Annotated in this window: 13 protein-coding genes; 4 read left to right on the forward strand and 9 right to left on the reverse strand. The window is 66.5% G+C overall.

All coding sequences use genetic code 11. From position 1 onward, the window contains the following. Positions 1-6 precede the first annotated feature (6 nt). The 4 genes from ACJMKZ_RS16895 to ACJMKZ_RS16910 all read right to left on the reverse strand — a co-directional run bounded on the left by ACJMKZ_RS16895 (position 7) and on the right by ACJMKZ_RS16910 (position 3,658). Entirely contained in the window at positions 7-393 is a 387-nt protein-coding gene (locus tag ACJMKZ_RS16895) for a hypothetical protein (protein ID WP_405234392.1), read from the reverse strand. Then, on the reverse strand, positions 390-875 hold the full coding sequence (bfr, locus tag ACJMKZ_RS16900) for a bacterioferritin (RefSeq protein ID WP_405234393.1): 486 nt from the start codon (positions 873-875) through the stop codon (positions 390-392). The genes ACJMKZ_RS16895 and bfr overlap by 4 nt, the downstream gene beginning before the upstream one ends. Positions 876-1,018: 143 nt before the next feature. Continuing rightward, positions 1,019-1,240, reverse strand: a complete 222-nt coding sequence (locus ACJMKZ_RS16905; protein WP_405219725.1) for a (2Fe-2S)-binding protein — start codon at positions 1,238-1,240, stop codon at positions 1,019-1,021. Positions 1,241-1,465: 225 nt separating this feature from the next. Next, complete coding sequence (locus tag ACJMKZ_RS16910; RefSeq protein ID WP_405234394.1) at positions 1,466-3,658, reverse strand: TonB-dependent receptor family protein; 2,193 nt, start codon at positions 3,656-3,658, stop codon at positions 1,466-1,468. A gap of 393 nt (positions 3,659-4,051) precedes the next feature. On the opposite strand from ACJMKZ_RS16910, the gene prsR reads away from it, so the two are divergent. Continuing rightward, the gene (gene prsR, locus ACJMKZ_RS16915; protein ID WP_405234395.1) at positions 4,052-5,434 is read left to right on the forward strand and encodes a PEP-CTERM-box response regulator transcription factor; all 1,383 of its coding nucleotides are present in this window, start codon (positions 4,052-4,054) and stop codon (positions 5,432-5,434) included. 216 nt (positions 5,435-5,650) lie between these two features. Beyond that, on the forward strand, positions 5,651-6,346 hold the full coding sequence (locus tag ACJMKZ_RS16920) for a PEP-CTERM sorting domain-containing protein (protein ID WP_405234396.1): 696 nt from the start codon (positions 5,651-5,653) through the stop codon (positions 6,344-6,346). A 107-nt stretch (positions 6,347-6,453) separates the two neighbouring features. Here ACJMKZ_RS16920 and ACJMKZ_RS16925 read toward each other — a convergent pair whose 3' ends face one another. From ACJMKZ_RS16925 to galE, 5 genes are all read right to left on the reverse strand, one after another. Next, a complete protein-coding gene (locus tag ACJMKZ_RS16925) occupies positions 6,454-6,933 on the reverse strand; it encodes an REP-associated tyrosine transposase (RefSeq protein ID WP_405234397.1) in 480 nt (159 codons plus the stop codon). A 196-nt stretch (positions 6,934-7,129) separates the two neighbouring features. Next, a complete protein-coding gene (locus ACJMKZ_RS16930) occupies positions 7,130-8,494 on the reverse strand; it encodes a sigma 54-interacting transcriptional regulator (protein ID WP_405234398.1) in 1,365 nt (454 codons plus the stop codon). Further along, positions 8,475-9,098, reverse strand: a complete 624-nt coding sequence (locus ACJMKZ_RS16935) for a hypothetical protein (RefSeq protein WP_405234399.1) — start codon at positions 9,096-9,098, stop codon at positions 8,475-8,477. Before ACJMKZ_RS16935 ends, ACJMKZ_RS16930 begins: the two co-directional genes overlap by 20 nt. Continuing rightward, a complete protein-coding gene (locus ACJMKZ_RS16940) occupies positions 9,091-10,557 on the reverse strand; it encodes a HAMP domain-containing sensor histidine kinase (RefSeq protein WP_405234400.1) in 1,467 nt (488 codons plus the stop codon). Before ACJMKZ_RS16940 ends, ACJMKZ_RS16935 begins: the two co-directional genes overlap by 8 nt. 46 nt (positions 10,558-10,603) lie before the next feature. Then, positions 10,604-11,614 carry a UDP-glucose 4-epimerase GalE gene (galE, locus tag ACJMKZ_RS16945; protein WP_405234401.1) on the reverse strand — a complete coding sequence of 337 codons (1,011 nt, stop codon included), beginning with the start codon at positions 11,612-11,614 and terminating at the stop codon, positions 10,604-10,606. Between the two features lie 303 nt (positions 11,615-11,917). Here galE and ACJMKZ_RS16950 point away from each other — a divergent pair, with 303 nt between their 5' ends. Both ACJMKZ_RS16950 and ACJMKZ_RS16955 read left to right on the forward strand, forming a co-directional pair. Continuing rightward, the gene (locus ACJMKZ_RS16950) at positions 11,918-14,497 is read left to right on the forward strand and encodes a PKD domain-containing protein (protein ID WP_405234402.1); all 2,580 of its coding nucleotides are present in this window, start codon (positions 11,918-11,920) and stop codon (positions 14,495-14,497) included. Positions 14,498-14,547: 50 nt separating this feature from the next. Then, positions 14,548-15,174, forward strand: coding sequence for a hypothetical protein (locus ACJMKZ_RS16955; protein ID WP_405234403.1), 627 nt, complete (start codon positions 14,548-14,550; stop codon positions 15,172-15,174). Positions 15,175-15,281: the final 107 nt, after the last annotated feature.

Raw genomic sequence — 15,281 nt, forward strand, 5'->3', positions numbered from 1 at the left:
GCCCTCCTACCGGGCCGGGGTGGTGCTGCCGTCGGGGGAGACGCCGAGCGCCCGCCAGCGGTACTCGCCGTTGACGGTCACCGTCGCCACCCAGATGCCGTTATCCAGCCGGAAGGCATTGAAGCTGTCGATGCAGTTTGCGCCCTGGCCGCCGTCTGTCAGCGTGAACTCGTAGCAGGCGAGGATCTGCCAGGCGTCGTCGCCGGGTCGGTAATGGCGGCCGATGGTCCGCACGATCGTCACCTCTTCGAAAAAGCCGGTGTCGATCAGCGCGCCCGCCATGCCCTGAGTGATGGTGGCGGGCGGCGGCGCCGGCGGCTCGGCCGGCAGGCAGCCCGAGAGGGCGGCGAGCAGGAGCGTTGCGGGCAGCAGGTGCGCCGGGCGCGGCATCACCCGCCCTCGGCGCCTTCCCCGATCTGCGTCTGGATGTAGTTCTGCAGCCCGGTCTTCTCGATGAGGCCCAGCTGGGTCTCGAGGAAGTCCACGTGCTCCTCCTCGGACTCGAGGATGCGCTCGAATATCTCGCGGGAGACGTAGTCCTTGATCTCCTCGCAGTAGGCGATCGCCTCGCGCAGGTCCGGGATGGCGTCCATCTCCAGCGCGAGGTCGGCCTCGAGGATCTCCTGGACGTTCTCGCCGATCCTGAGCTTGCCGAGATCCTGCAGGTTCGGCAGGCCCTCGAGGAAGAGGATGCGCTCGATGAGGGTATCGGCGTGCTTCATCTCGTCGATGGACTCGCCGTACTCGTAGTCACCCAGCCGGTGCAGGCCCCAGTCCTTCAGCATGCGCGAGTGCAGGAAGTACTGGTTGATGGCCGTGAGTTCGTTCTTCAGCGTCTTGTTCAGATGCTGGATGACCGTTTTGTCGCCCTTCATGATGATCCTCGTCCTTAGGTTGGCGTTGTGTCAGGCTGACAATTCTAACGGAACGAGGATGCAGGCGCGATTCGGGCGTACGGGTAGGAGGGCCTTCAGGCCCGATTTCTACATGAATCGGGGCTAAAGCCCCTCCTACATTCTCAGCCGGCAGGGGCCGGCTCGGGGCGCCAGCGTCCGACCGGCGCGGGAGCGGCGGTGGAGGGCGCACAGCGGGCGATGATGGCCTCGGCGTCTTCCTGGCAGCTGCCGCAGCAGGAGCCTACGCCGATGTGATCCTTGAGGTCATAGAACGTCTGCGCGCCGTCCTTGACGGCTTTCTCGATCTGGCGATCGGTGATGGCTTGGCAGATGCAGACGTACATGGCTTCCCCTCCGTGAATGCAATACTAAGCGCGAATGAGAATGATTGTCAATTAGGTATAAGCCGAAATCTGACCAATTTCACGTAGGAGGGCCTTCAGGCCCGATTATTCGGTGAATCGGGGCTAAAGCCCCTCCTACGGGGCGTTCCTTTCAGGGGTGACCCCCTCCCGCACCCGGCGAGGTAGCAGCAGAACCGGGTGCGGAAGGGAGCCGTGCGCCAAACGTCAAATATCCCAGGTAAACCCGATGAACGCGGTCCTGGACCGCCCCGGCCGCAGGCCCGCCGGACGCCGTGCCACGGCATATTCCTCGTCGAGCAGGTTGTCGACGCGGAAGATGGCGCGGAAATCCGGGCGCAACTGCCAGCCGGCGGCGAGGTCCCAGACGACGAAGCTGTCGACGCCTTCGCGCGGACCCAGGTCGCCGCTGCCGGCGGTGGTGCGGGTCTCGCCGGTGTAGCTGGCGGCGATGTCGAGGCTCCAGCGCTCCGCCGAGAGGCCGGCGCTCGCGCGCAGCTGGTGCTCGGGGATGTAGGGCAGCTCGTCGCCCGCTTCCACCACGCCCCAGGGCTCGTAGCCGCTCTCGAAGCTGTTGTCGAACTCCGCCGTCGCGGTCCAGGTGTAGGCCAGCGAGAGGGGCACCTGGATGCCGCGGTCGAACGGGTCGTAGAGGTTCCAGGCGCCGGTGAGTTCGAGGCCGCTGACGGTGGCCTCGCCGCCGTCGAACTGGTCGCCGATGTTGCCGCTGCCGCCGGTGGAGGCGGTGACGGTGCCCACGAGGTTCTCGTAGTCGTTCAGGAACGCAATCGCCTCGAAACTGCGGCCGTTCTGGCCCCAGCGCACGCCGGCCTCGTAGTTCCAGCTTTCCTCCTCGTTGGCGTCGGAGCCGGGGCCCGGCGGGTTGAAGCCGCGGTGGACGCCGGCCAGCACGCGCCAGTTTTCGCCGATCTGATAGAGCGCGCCCATGCCCGGGATGAAGACGTCCACGGTGTTCTCGCGCACGCGGGTCGGGCCGATGGAGCGATCGGTGTTGTCCGTGGAATAGTCCTTGCGGACGAGGTCGATGGTCTCGTAGCGGAAGCCGGGGCTCAGCACCCAGTCGCCGAAGGCGATCTCGGCGTCCACGAAGCCGGCCAGCACCTCGGCGGTGCTCACGCGGTTGGTGGCGGTGCCGGGTTCGGCGTCGGTGGTGAGCACCAGCAGGCCGTCTTCCATGCGGTAGGCGTCGTCATCCTGGAAGCGATCTTCCTCGTCCTCGTGGAGCCGCATACCGAAGGTGAGGCCGATGTCGGCGCCGCCGATCGCCCAGTCGTAGCCCAGGCGGGCCTGGATGCCCTGGGAGTAGTACTCCCGGTTGTTGTTGCGCTTCTCGAGCGCGTCGTCGGCGCTGGTGGCGCCTTTCAGGATGGCGAGCTCGGCGGCATAGGTGTCGGGGTCCGACAGGATGCTGCTGATCCCGACGTCATTCACGCTGGAGAGCTTGTACCAGTTGCGCTCGAAGTCGTTGCGGTACGCCGTCACCTCGCCGTACCAGGGGCCGGTGGGGTCGATGGTCCAGGACAGCTGCACCTGGCGGTGGTTGGTGTCGATGACGTCGTCCTGGGAGGCGGCGTAGCGCCGGTACGGGTCCTCGGCGAAGTCCTCGTCGGTGAGGCCCAGATAGGTCTCGTCGGAGGCCTGCTCGGTGTAGCCGAGTTTCAGGTCGAGCGACTGGTAGAGGTCGGATCCGGGCGCGCTGTTCACGCGGAACTTGGCCATGTAGTCCTGCAGACGGTAGCCGGCGTCGAAGTCGCGCGGGGCGTCGATGGTCTTGAAACCGTCTGTGGACTGCTGCGCCGTCTCCAGCAGCCAGCCGTAACGCTCGGACCGGTAACCGTAACGGGCGATGCCGTTGTAGGTGGCGTCCTCGCCCGCGCGCACGTCGAGGCGCCCGCCGGTCGAGGAGGGGATAGGCGTCGAGATCATGTTGATCGCGCCACCGACCGTGCGGGCGCCCACGCCGATGGAGGAGGGGCCCTTCAGGACCTCCAGTGCGTGCATGCGCGCCTGGGTCGGAAAGTAGTAGGCGGAAGGCGCCGAGTACGGGGCCGGGGCGATCAGCACGCCGTCTTCCAGCAGCGCGATGCGGCTGGAGCGGTCGAGACCGGAGCCGCGGATGCCGATGTTCGGGCGAAGGCCGTAGCCTTCCTCTTCCTGCAGGTAGACGCCCGGCGCGGCGCGCAGTACGCGCATGATGTCGGCATTGGCGAAGACCTCGAGGTCCTCCGGGCTGAAGTACTGGGCGGAGCCGGCGATGTCGGAGACCTGGTTCGGGTCGCCGAGGATCGTGACGACGTCGATGACCTCGCCCTCATCGGTGGTTTCCTGGGCGATGGCAGGGCTGGCGATAAGGGCGAGGGGTGCGATGGCGATGATCACACCCTGTAGGAGGGCCTTCAGGCCCGATTTGAATAGCCGGATCGGGGCTAAAGCCCCTCCTACAGCCCCTCCTGCATGCTTCGAAGACGTCATTCGTGCCATTTCGGTCTCGCTCCGTTCTTTGTGGCGGTTGTGTGTCCCCGGGCCTTTCGGCCCCGTCGATTGGCGTAAACTAGATCAAATGAGAATCATTCGCAACCGTAAATCGTAAGCATTTATACCTACCGGTTCCATCGGCCCCTCAACTCGACCAGCACTCGACTGCCGATCGCACGGGTCGTATTCGCAATTCGCAGCCCCGAGTGTGATCTGGCCACTCCCACGCCCCGCGGTGCCGTGGCACTATGCGCGATGGGCACGGAGCCGGACATTCAGACGGAGAGCAATCCAGCCGTGAACGACACGCCGCGCAAGCTATTGATCGTAGAGGACGACCCGGGGCTGCAGAGCCAGCTCAAATGGTGCTTCGAGGACTACGAGGTGCTGACGGCGGAGAACCGCTCGGACGCCATCGCGGAGCTCCGCCGGCACGAGCCCGCCGTGGTCCTGCAGGATCTGGGCCTGCCGCCGGACGCCGAGGGCGTCAGCGAAGGCATGGCGACGCTGGAGGAGATCGTCAGCCTTGCGCCCCATACCAAGGTGATCGTGGTGACCGGCCACGGCGACCAGGAGAACGCCGTCAAGGCGGTGGGCCTCGGCGCCTACGACTTCTACCAGAAGCCGGTCGACACGGACACGCTCCGCCTGCTGGTCGACCGCGCCTTCCACATCCACGAGCTGGAGGCCCAGAACCGCCGCCTGATGAACCAGGAGGGGGTCTCTCCGCTGGACGGCATCGTGGCGGCCAGCGAAGCCATGCTGCAGGTCTGCCGCATGATCGAGAAGGTGGCCCCGACGGACGTCTCCGTGCTGCTCCTCGGCGAGAGCGGCACCGGCAAGGAACTCCTCTCCCGCGCGCTGCATTCGCTCAGCAACCGCAAGGACGAGCGTTTCGTCGCCATCAACTGCGCCGCCATCCCTGAAAACCTGCTGGAGTCCGAGCTGTTCGGCCACGAGAAGGGCGCCTTCACCGGTGCGCACAAGACCACGCCCGGCAAGATCGAGACGGCCAACAAGGGCACGCTGTTCCTGGACGAGATCGGCGACATGCCCATGCCGCTGCAGGCGAAGCTGCTCAGATTCCTGCAGGAGCGCGTGGTGGAACGCGTGGGCGGGCGCGACGAGATCCCGGTGGACGTGCGCGTGATCTGCGCCACGAACCAGAAGATCTCGAATCTGATCGAGGAGGGCCGCTTCCGCGAGGATCTCTACTACCGTATCAGCGAGATCACCGTGAACATCCCGCCGCTGCGCGAGCGCGAGGGCGGCCGGCTGATCCTGGCCCGGAAGCTCCTGGAGAAGTACTCCAAGCAGCACAAGCGCCCGCTGCGCGGCTTCAGCCAGGATGCCCAGGAAGCCATCCAGAGCCACAACTGGCCGGGCAACGTCCGCGAACTCGAGAACAAGATCAAGAGCGCGGTCATCATGGCCGAGGGCAAGCAGGTGACCGCCGCCGACATGGGCCTCGGCGACAAGGTGGGTGTCCAGCAGACACTGAACCTCCGCGAGGTGCGCCAGGAAGCGGAGACGAAGGCGATCCGGCTGGCGCTTATTCAGACCTATGGCAATATCTCGCGGTCCGCGGAGCTGCTGGGGATTACGAGGCCGACGCTGTATGACCTGCTGGACAAGTACGGGCTATCGGCGGATGGGTTCGCCAGGAAGAAGAGCGGGTAGGAGGGGATTTATCCCCGATTGCGAATTCGATCGGGGATAAATCGCCTCCTACATGCATTCCGCGCATATGGGACGATCCAACACGCGGCCCTGTCGGTAGGTTTTACAAAGGCTTACGACGCTTTTCTTAACTGCCGGTTTTGTAAGGCATTCCCGTTCTGGCATGAAAGCTGCTTTGTTACAGGCAGACGAGAAGTCTTTTGACAGGAGCGCCACGTGAACTTCAATGCCACGATCATTCGCACTGCCGTACTGCTGACCGCCGGCCTGTTCGGCCTGTCTGCTCACGCGGACGTCATCAAGAGCGACGACAACGTCACCATCAATTCACTGCCGGACGGGATCACCGACGACTTCCAGCTCGAAGATCTGGTGCCGACGGAGAATCCGCTCTCGAGCATTGCGTATGGCTCCGGGTCCGTCGAGTTCGAGGACGGTGATGGTCAGCCGCTGCCGGGAGAGGATCCGAACGATCCGGATTGGTGGCAAGGCGCCGGTCTGGTCTACACGACCGGCACGGATACGATGATCGTCGACTTCACCGACCTGAACGTCATCGGCTTCACCTTCCGTCTCGGCGCCAACATGAATGCCCGGGCCTGGATTCGCGCGCACTACAGCGATGACACGGGTGCAACGGGTTCGCTGATGACCGACTGGTTCGGCGGCATCGGCCCGGAGAGTTCGCCGGCCTACGGCGTGTTCGTGACGAACGAGTCGTCCTGCCGCAAGCTCGACCGGGTGGTGATCGATCCGGACTTCACCTGGGGCCTCGGCGACATGCAGATCGCGACCAGCGACGCCTGCACGACGCAGGTGCCGGAGCCGGGCTCGCTCGGCCTCCTCGGCGCAGGCCTGCTGGCAATGGGCCTCGTCTGGCGCACCCGCCGCCGCGCAACGGTCTCCGTGTAGGAGGGCCTTCAGGCCCGATTGTTCAAGGAATCGGGGTATGTAGGAGCGCCTTCAGGCGCGATCCGGCAATCGCGATCCGGTAATCGCGATCGGGCCTGAAGGCCCTCCTACATTTCTTTTTGCTGCCACCAGACGGCGTACGTCAGCGGATAGTCCTCCGGCCGCTCCACCAGCTTCGCGCGCACCGGGTTGTGCACGACGTAGTCGCCGACCCCCTCGACCACTTCATCCTTACGCAGCGCGTGGTCGTGGAACCCGGGCTGCCAGATGCGGCCGCAGGTGTTGCGCGCCTTGTTGATGCGCAGCGCCGAGCGGCCTTTCATCTGAGCCACCACCGATTGCAGCCTGTGCCCGGACTGCAGTTCGAACAGCCAGTGCAGGTGGTCCGGCATCACCGTGTAGGCGAGGGTGCGCGTGCCGCCGGCCTCGTCGGAGCGGCGCAGTTCGTCCACGACGATGGAGCCGCAGAAGAGACAGGTGAAGATCGTGCGCCGGGCGTGGCAGCAGGTGGTGACGAGGTAGATGCGCTGCGCCTCGGACCAGCGGCCGAGGCGTAAGGCGTGGGATCGGGGTCGGGTGTTCGCCATGGAGGGAGCATGGCGCAGGGAAAGTCTGGCAGCGACGTGGTTATTGGGGCTTTGAGCTTTGAAATGGTGTCGGAGAACCACTGACTGTGGGAGGGGCTTCAGCCCCGATCCCTTTAAAAAACCGAGCCTATGGGCCTGTCGGGCCTAAAGACCCTCCTACATGATTAGCCCCCAATCATCAGCCCCCAAATTCAAATCAATGGGGCTTGAACGCATCCGGATTCAATTCGTGCCTCGCCAGCAGCTTGTAGAAATCCGTCCGGTTGCGTTTCGCCAGCCTCGCCGCCTGGCTGACGTTGCCCGAGGTGATCTGCAGAATCTGACTCAGATAGTTCCGCGTGAACTCGTCCCGCGCCTCGGAGAACGACGGCAGCTTGCCGCCGTGCTCGCCCAGCGACGAGCGCACCAGCTCCGCGCTGATGACCGGCGAGCGGGACAGGGCCACGTTCTGGCGCACCACGTTATACAACTGACGGATGTTGCCGGGCCACTCGGCGGTGACCAGCATCTCGACCGCCTCCGGGGCGTAGACCTTGCGTTCGCCGCCGGTCTCCTCCGCGATGGTCTTGAGGAAGTGGGCGACCAGCAGGGGGATATCGTCGCGGCGGTCGTCCAGCGGCGGGACGTGGATGTTGACCACGTTCAGCCGGTAGTAGAGATCCTCGCGGAAGGTGCCTTCGGTCATCATCTCGCGCAGGTCCCGGTGGGTGGCGGAGACGACGCGGACGTCCACGGGGATGGAGTCCGTCGCGCCGACCGGGCGCACCTGGTCTTCCTGCAGGACGCGCAGCAGCTTCACCTGCAGGCGCATGGGCATGTCGCCGATCTCGTCCAGCAGCAGGGTGCCGCCCTCGGCCGCCTGGAACAGGCCCTTGTGGGCGCGGGTGGCGCCGGTGAAGGCGCCTTTCTCGTGACCGAACAGTTCGGATTCCAGCAGGTGCTCGGCCATGGCGCTGCAGTTGATGGCCACGAAGGGGCCGTCGCGGCGGTTGCTGGCCCGGTGAATGGCCTTCGCCATCAGCTCCTTGCCGGTGCCGCTCTCGCCGGTGATGAGCACGCGGGTGCCGCTGTCGGCCACCATGCGGGCCTGGTTGAGGCGCTCGCGCATGATCGGGTTGCGGGTGATGATCTCGTCGGCCCAGTCGTCTTCCGCCGGCGCCTTGGCCGAGACCTTCAGGGCGCGCTCGACGTGGTCCAGCAGCTCCGCCTTGTCGATGGGCTTGGTCAGGAAACCGAAGGCGCCGCTCTGGGTGGCCGAGACGGCGTCGGGGATGGTGCCGTGGGCGGTGATGATCAGCACCCTGAGCCCCGGCGAGCGCTCCTGCAGTTCCTTCAGGAGACCGATGCCGTCCATCTTGTCCATGCGCAGGTCGGTGATGACCAGGTCCGGCTCGAAGCGGTTCAGCACCGCCAGCGCGCGGTGGGCGCTCTCGACGGCCTCCACCTCGTATTTCTCGGCGCGCAGCCGGATGGAGAGCAGGCGCAGCAGCCCCGGGTCGTCGTCGACCAGCAGGATGCGTCCCTTCGGTTCGTCCTTGCGCTCAGCGTTGTTCGTCGGCATCGGAACGTTCCCTGATTGATCTCTCGATGGTGGTGATGGCGCGGAGTTTCTCCTCCGCCTCCTCGAGCGCCCGGGCGAGTTCCCGGTTCTCCGCCCGGGCCGCCGCCAGCTGCTGCTTGAGCCGCTGACGCTCGTCGTCCGCGGCGCGCTCGTACTGCGAGCGCAGCTGGCGGTTCTCCGTCTTCAGTAGCAGCCGCTGCTCCACCACCTCCAGCTGTAGTTCGGCCAGTGTGACCTCGGCCGGCAGCAACAGTTCGGAGCGTGCCAGGATCCCGGTCAGCATCTCCCGGGCCCGTCCCGCGTCGGCGCCGGCGTGTCCGGGGGTCGCGAGCGCCAGCGCCAGGTGCAGCCGGTTGGTGGTGGTCGGCGACTGACGGAAGGCGTCGTCCACCCGGGCGAACACCTCGGCCTGAGTCGCCGGATCCCCGGCCGCGAGGTCGCGCATCGTCCGAAGGTAGCCGGAGACATCGGCGCCATCAACGTCCCGTGTCGCAGTTCCGTCGTCGCCGTCCCGGTCCAGCCAGCCCGTGGTAGAAGTACACCCACTGGCGAGTACCAGCGCCGAGAGCAGGGCCGGGATCCATCCGGGTCTTGCGCTACGCATTGGCCGCCATCCTGTCGTTCAAGCTGATCTGCTCCTGCGGGATGTGCAGGCGGAAGTGTGCGCCGCCCCAGGGCGAGTCCACCAGTTCCACGCTGCCGCCGTGGGCCTGCACGCACTCCAGCACCACCGACAGGCCGATACCCGTGCCCGCCACCGGGCCGTCATGCTGCTGGTTGGAACCCTGATAGAAGGCCTGGAAGATGCGGCTGCGTTCCTCCGGCGGTATGCCCGGCCCCGAGTCCGCCACGTCGATGACGAAGCTCGAATTGGTCTCGATCGCGCGCACCTGGATATGGCCGCCGCGGGGCGTGTACTTGATGGCGTTGGAGATGAGGTTGTCGAGCGCGGTGCGCAGCTTCTCCTCGTCGGCGTTCACCCGGATGTCCTCGACGTCCAGCGCCAGTTTGATGCCCTGGGTCTTGATGGCCAGCCGGTGGTCCTTCAGCACGCCCGCGATCAGCGCCTTCAGCGAGAAGTCCGACAGCATCAGCATCTCGCTCTTCGTCTGCCAGGCGCTGAAGGAGAGCAGGTTCTCGATCAGGCGCTGCAGCTTCAGGCCGTTGGAACGAAGGATGTCGGTGACCTCGCGCTGGGGGTCGTCCAGCGGCCCGACGGCGCCGTCCAGCAGCAGGTCCGTGCCCTCGCGGATGTTGGCGAGCGGAGTCTTCAGCTCGTGGGACATGTGCCGGAGGAAACGGTTCTTCTCCTGGGCGAGCTCGAGCAGCCGCACCCGCAGCCACTCGAGCTGGCGGCCGAGTGCCTGCAGATCGGTGGGCCCGCCTACGCTGATGGGGCGGGAGAAACCGCCCTGGCCCAGCTGGTTGATAGCGGAGTCGATCTGGCGGATGGGCCGCGTCACCAGCAGCGCGAAGATCAGCACCAGTATCAGGATGATCGGGACCAGCGCCGCGGCCTGCCAGGCGAGCGTGGCCTGGAAATCGCTGGCGTCCTGCTGCAGCGCCGCGAGTTCGCGGCCGATGAAGTCGTTGATGGCCACGCTGAACTCGCCGGCCTGGCGGGACAGTTCCTCCAGCTCACGGGTGGCCTGCAGCACGCGTTCCGAATCCGCCGGCTGGGTGCGGATGGTGAACACCGCGGAGCCGGTGCGCCGGCCCAGGACGTCCGCCGCCTCGGCCGCGCCTGCCCGCTCGGCGAGCGGGGCCAGCGCGGTCAGGCGGGACTCGAAGCGGGCCGCATCCTGGGTCATCAGGTCCAGGTAATCCTCGGTCTGCTGCACCTGATACAGCTTGGCCAGGCGCTCGAGTTCGCGCAGACGCTCCAGCAGCAGGCGCGTGTTCTGGGTGGCGGTGACGCTCTCCAGCACCAGGCTCTCGCTTTCGTCGGCGTAGCGCTCCAGCTGCACCAGCGCCCACACGACGGCCACCATCAGCGGGATGGTGACCAGGCCGAAGCCCATGAAGAGCAGGCCGTTCAGAGATCGGGGGCGCGGGAATCTCATGGCGGAAGTTTAACGTAATCCCTCTGCCCGGAGTGCCGCGGCCCGATCAGCCGGTGGCCCGGGACGGAGTATCCCGCGACGCGAGCTTGCGCTCCCAGTTCAGGGCATGAGTGACGATGGTGTCCAGGTCGTCGTAGCGGGGCTGCCAGCCGAGCACCTCCCGCACCTGATCGGCGACGGCCACGAGGCTGGGCGGATCGCCGGCCCGCCGCGGCTCCTCGCGGATCTCGATGGCGTGGCCCGCGGCCCGCTGCACGGCGTCCAGCACCTCGCGCACGCTGTAGCCGTGGCCGTAGCCGCAGTTCAGCACGCGGGAGTCGCCGCCGGCGCGCAGATAGGTGAGAGCGTCCAGGTGCGCCCGGGCCAGGTCTTCCACGTGGATGTAGTCACGCACGCCGGTGCCGTCCGGCGTGTCGTAGTCGGTGCCGAAGATGGAGACGTGAGAGCGTTTGCCCACCACCGCCTCGCAGGCCACCTTGGTCAGCAGGGTCGCCTTGGCCGTGGACTGGCCGATGCGGCCCTCCGGGTCGGAGCCGGCGACGTTGAAATAGCGCAGCGCCACGTAGCTCGGCCCGCCGGCCGCGGCGAGATCCCGCAGCATCCACTCGGTCATGAGCTTGGAGGTGCCGTAGGGGTTGATGGGCGCGGTCGGCGTGGTCTCCGCGGCCCGGCCCTCCGGCGGAATCCCGTAGACCGCCGCCGTGGAGGAGAACACGACGTGCTGCACGCCGTGGCGCTGGCAGGCCTCCAGCAGCGTGCGGCTGGAGGCGGTGTTGTTGCGGTAGTACTTGAGCGGATCTGCGACGGATTCCGGCACGACGGTGTGGGCGGCGAAGTGCATCACCGTCTCGATTTCGTTGTCGGCGAACAGCCGGTCGAGGACGGCCTCGTCGCCCGTGTCACCCTCCACCAGCTCGCCCGCCAGGACGGCGTCGGCGAAACCGGTGCAGAGATTGTCCAGCGTGACCGGGCGCTCGCCGGCCTCGCCGAGCTGGCGCACCACGTGGCTGCCGATGTAACCGGCGCCGCCGGTGACCAGTATGTTCGCTTTGCTCATGTCGTTACCTGGGCTGCGTGAGTCTTCGGACAAGGCCGGCGCCCTCGGGTTTCGCCGCGGGCCGGATCTCACGCCCGGGCATCCGGATGCACCCGTCCAGCGAAAAGTCTAGCAGGCAAGTTGTTGAAAAAACGTGAACCCGTCCGCGCGGCACGGGTCCGATGAACGGTAACGTCGGAGGCCGGCGACGGGCTTCGGCGCTCGCCGGTGGGCCCGCCGGGCGCTATTATCTTCTCTCGTCGCCATGGGGCCATTGGCCGAATAGCGCCGCGCGGCCGGCACCTGCAGCAGGGATACGGGAACATGCAGTTATACAGGAAGTTCACGCTCGCCGTCCTCGTCGCACTGCTGGCCGCCTGCGGCGGCGGGGGAGGCGGTGACGGGGGAACCATCGCCCCGCCGAACGAGCCGCCGGTGGCGGATGCGGGAGCGGACCAGCAGGTGCGCGGCGGCGACACCGTCAGCCTGTCGGCGGCGGGCTCCTCCGACAGCGACGGCACCATCAGTTCCTATTCGTGGTCCCAGACGGCCGGCACCTCGGTAACTCTGCAGGGCGCCGCCACGGCGAACCCGAGCTTTACCGCGCCGAACGTCGCCGACACCCTGGAATTCACTCTTACAGTCCGGGATAACGACAACGCCACCGCCACCGACACAGTGGCCGTCACTATCGAGCCGAACGAGGCGCCCACCGCCGATGCGGGCGGCGACCAGACGGTGAACGAGGGCAGTCTGGTCACGCTGGCGGGCAGTGGCACGGACCCGGACGGCACGATCGCGAGTTACTCTTGGGTGCAGGTCGGCGGAGCGTCGATCGGACTCAGCGGGGCGGACATGGCAACGGCCACGTTCGATGCACCGGCCCTGGCGCTGGGCGAGAGCCTGACGGTGACCTTCGAGCTCACCGTGACCGACAACAACGGCGCCACCGACACGGACGCGGCGACCGTCACGGTGAACGCGGTGGCCGGCATCAACATCCCCCCAGAGGCCAACGCAGGCGCGGACCGGGTGGTCTTCGGGACGCAGACAGTGACCCTGGATGGGTCGGGCAGCAGCGATGCGGAACAGCCGGCTTCGAGCCTGGACTTTCTGTGGCAGCAGACTGCCGGTACCCCCGTCACGATCACCGACGCCGACCAGGCCGAGGCGACCTTCGTCGCCCCGGAAGTGACGGCGGATACGCCGCTGACTTTCCGCCTGACGGTGACCGACGCCGACGGCGCGAGCGACACGGACCTCGTCGAACTCACCGTGCGCGAGGCGCCGGCCACCGTGACCATCAGCGGCAGGGTGCAGTTCGAGTTCGTGCCGCGCGGGCCTATCGGGACCGGGCTGGATTTCTCCGCCACGGAGGTCCGGCCGATCCGCGGCGCCACGGTGCAGGCGATCGCCGCGTCGGACGGCACCGTGCTCGCCGAGGGCGTGGCGAACGAAAACGGAGACTATTCGCTCACCGTGCCGTCGCTGACTGACGTCTTCGTCCGCATCCGGGCGGACCTGAAGCGCTCGGGTGCGCCGGCATGGGATGTCGAGGTCAGGGACAACACCAGCAGTGTCGGCTTGCCTTTCGGGCAGCGCCCGCTCTACGTGCTGGACGGCGCCAGCGCTGACAGCGGTGGTGCGGACTCGGTACGGAATCTCCTCGCCGAGACCGGCTGGACCGGTTCGGGCTACACGGAAGCGCGGGCGGCGGCGCCGTTCTCGGTGCTGGACATCATCTATCAGTCGATGCAGCTGGTCACGGGCGTGGACCCGGGCGCGCAGTTCGCGCCGCTGGATGCATTCTGGAGCGTGAACAACACGCCCAACGTGAGTACGAGGAACCTGGATACCGGCGAGATTGGTACCTCGTTCTACCGCGGTGACCTGGACTCACTGTTCCTGCTCGGCGACGCGAGCGCGGACACGGAGGAGTTCGATACCCATGTGGTGGCACACGAGTGGGGCCATTACTACGAGGACGTACTGGCGCGTGCAGACAGCCCCGGTGGCCGGCACGGTCTGGACGAGCGGCTGGATGCCCGGCTCGCCTTCGGGGAGGGCTGGGGCAACGCCGTCGCCGGCATGATCATGAGTGACCCGCAGTACTTCGATACGTTTTTCCGCCCCACGGGCCAGACCAGTTTCGGCTTCAGTGTGGAATCCGACGGCACGTTCACGCCCGGCTGGTACAACGAGTCCTCCGTGCAGCTCATCCTGTGGGATCTCTTCGATGATGCGGCCGACGGCAGCGACAGCCTGACGCTCGGTTTCGCGCCTCTGCACGAGGTGCTGACCGGGCCGCAGCGGGTGACGCCGGCCTTTACGACGCTGTTCAGCTTCATCCACGAGCTTAGGGAGGCCAACGCCGCCCAGTCCGCGGCCATCGACGATATCGTCAGCGGCCAGAGCATCGACCCCATCGGCGACATCTGGGGCGACAGCGAAACCGGCAACAACCCCGGCGCCACCGATCTTCTGCCCGTCCATGCCCTGCTGCAGCTCGGCAGTCCGGTGACGGACCTGTGCGTCACGCGCCAGTTCGACCCGAACGAGGACGGCAACAAGCTCGGCATCTTCCGATACCTGCGCTTCACCGTAGGCGCGACCGGTAATTACCGCATCTCGGTGACCACCACGAACCCGCCGAGTGCGCCGCAGGGCGAACCGGCGCAGTTCTCCGATCCGGATTTCTTCGTCCTGCGTTCGGGTGAGTTCATCGACCTTGGGGCGACCGGCACCCAGAACGCCGAGTCCCTCGACCTGCTCGACCTCCCTGCGGGCACCTACGTCATCGAACTCTTCGAGGCGGGCTTCCCGAACGTCTACAACTTCACGACCGGCAGCGCCGACTTCACCCAGGACACCATGTGCTTCGACGTGTCTCTGAGCCAGTTCTAGGCGTCACCCACACCACATCGCGCCCACACCACATCCGTAAGGGAACAGCCATGACCCACACACCATTCATTCTCTCCGCCGGCCTGGCGACGGCCGTGGCCGCGCTCCTGCTGACCGGTTGCGGCAGCGAGGAACCGACTTCTACGGATCAATCAGTTACGGACACTAGCTCGACATTTACTGAGGATGTGCCGAAGAAAGCCACCACCGCGGAGATCGCGGCACGGCAGGGCGATTCCCCCGGCAAACCGGTGGCCCCCATCGATATCGACTACGAAGTGCTGGGCGAGCCCCGGCCCGGCGAGCCCGTGGAGATCGAGCTGAAGTTGCGCTCGAGTCTCGAGGGGCCGGTGACCGTCCAGCTCCAGCCCCGCGAGGGTTTGCAGATGGGCGCCAGCCAGGCGGCGGAAGTCAGGCACGAAACGCTGCGGCCTCTGGACGACGCGTCCCGGGAGCCTGCGACAGAGCGGGTCGTGGTCATCCCGTCGGCCGAAGGCCGCTTCTATCTCTCCGTGCTGGTCAGCGTGGCCACGGCGGAAGGCGAGCGGATCCGCGCGGTGTCCATTCCGGTGCAGGTGGGTGACCAGCCGCCGACCCTGCAGCAGAACGGTGAGCTGAGGACCACGGAGGGGGAGGCGGTCCGCTCGCTCCCGGCGAAGGAGAGCGGCGGCAATTGATGTCAGAATTCGCCATTCAATCAGCGCATTGGACATAAGCCTTGAGGGAGGCTCGAACGGAAGCGGGAAAAATTTCCCATCTACCTGATTGAAACGAGAGTTGGGTC

The organism is Lentisalinibacter salinarum, assembly GCF_040706555.1.
Classification (GTDB): domain Bacteria; phylum Pseudomonadota; class Gammaproteobacteria; order Steroidobacterales; family Woeseiaceae; genus Lentisalinibacter; species Lentisalinibacter salinarum.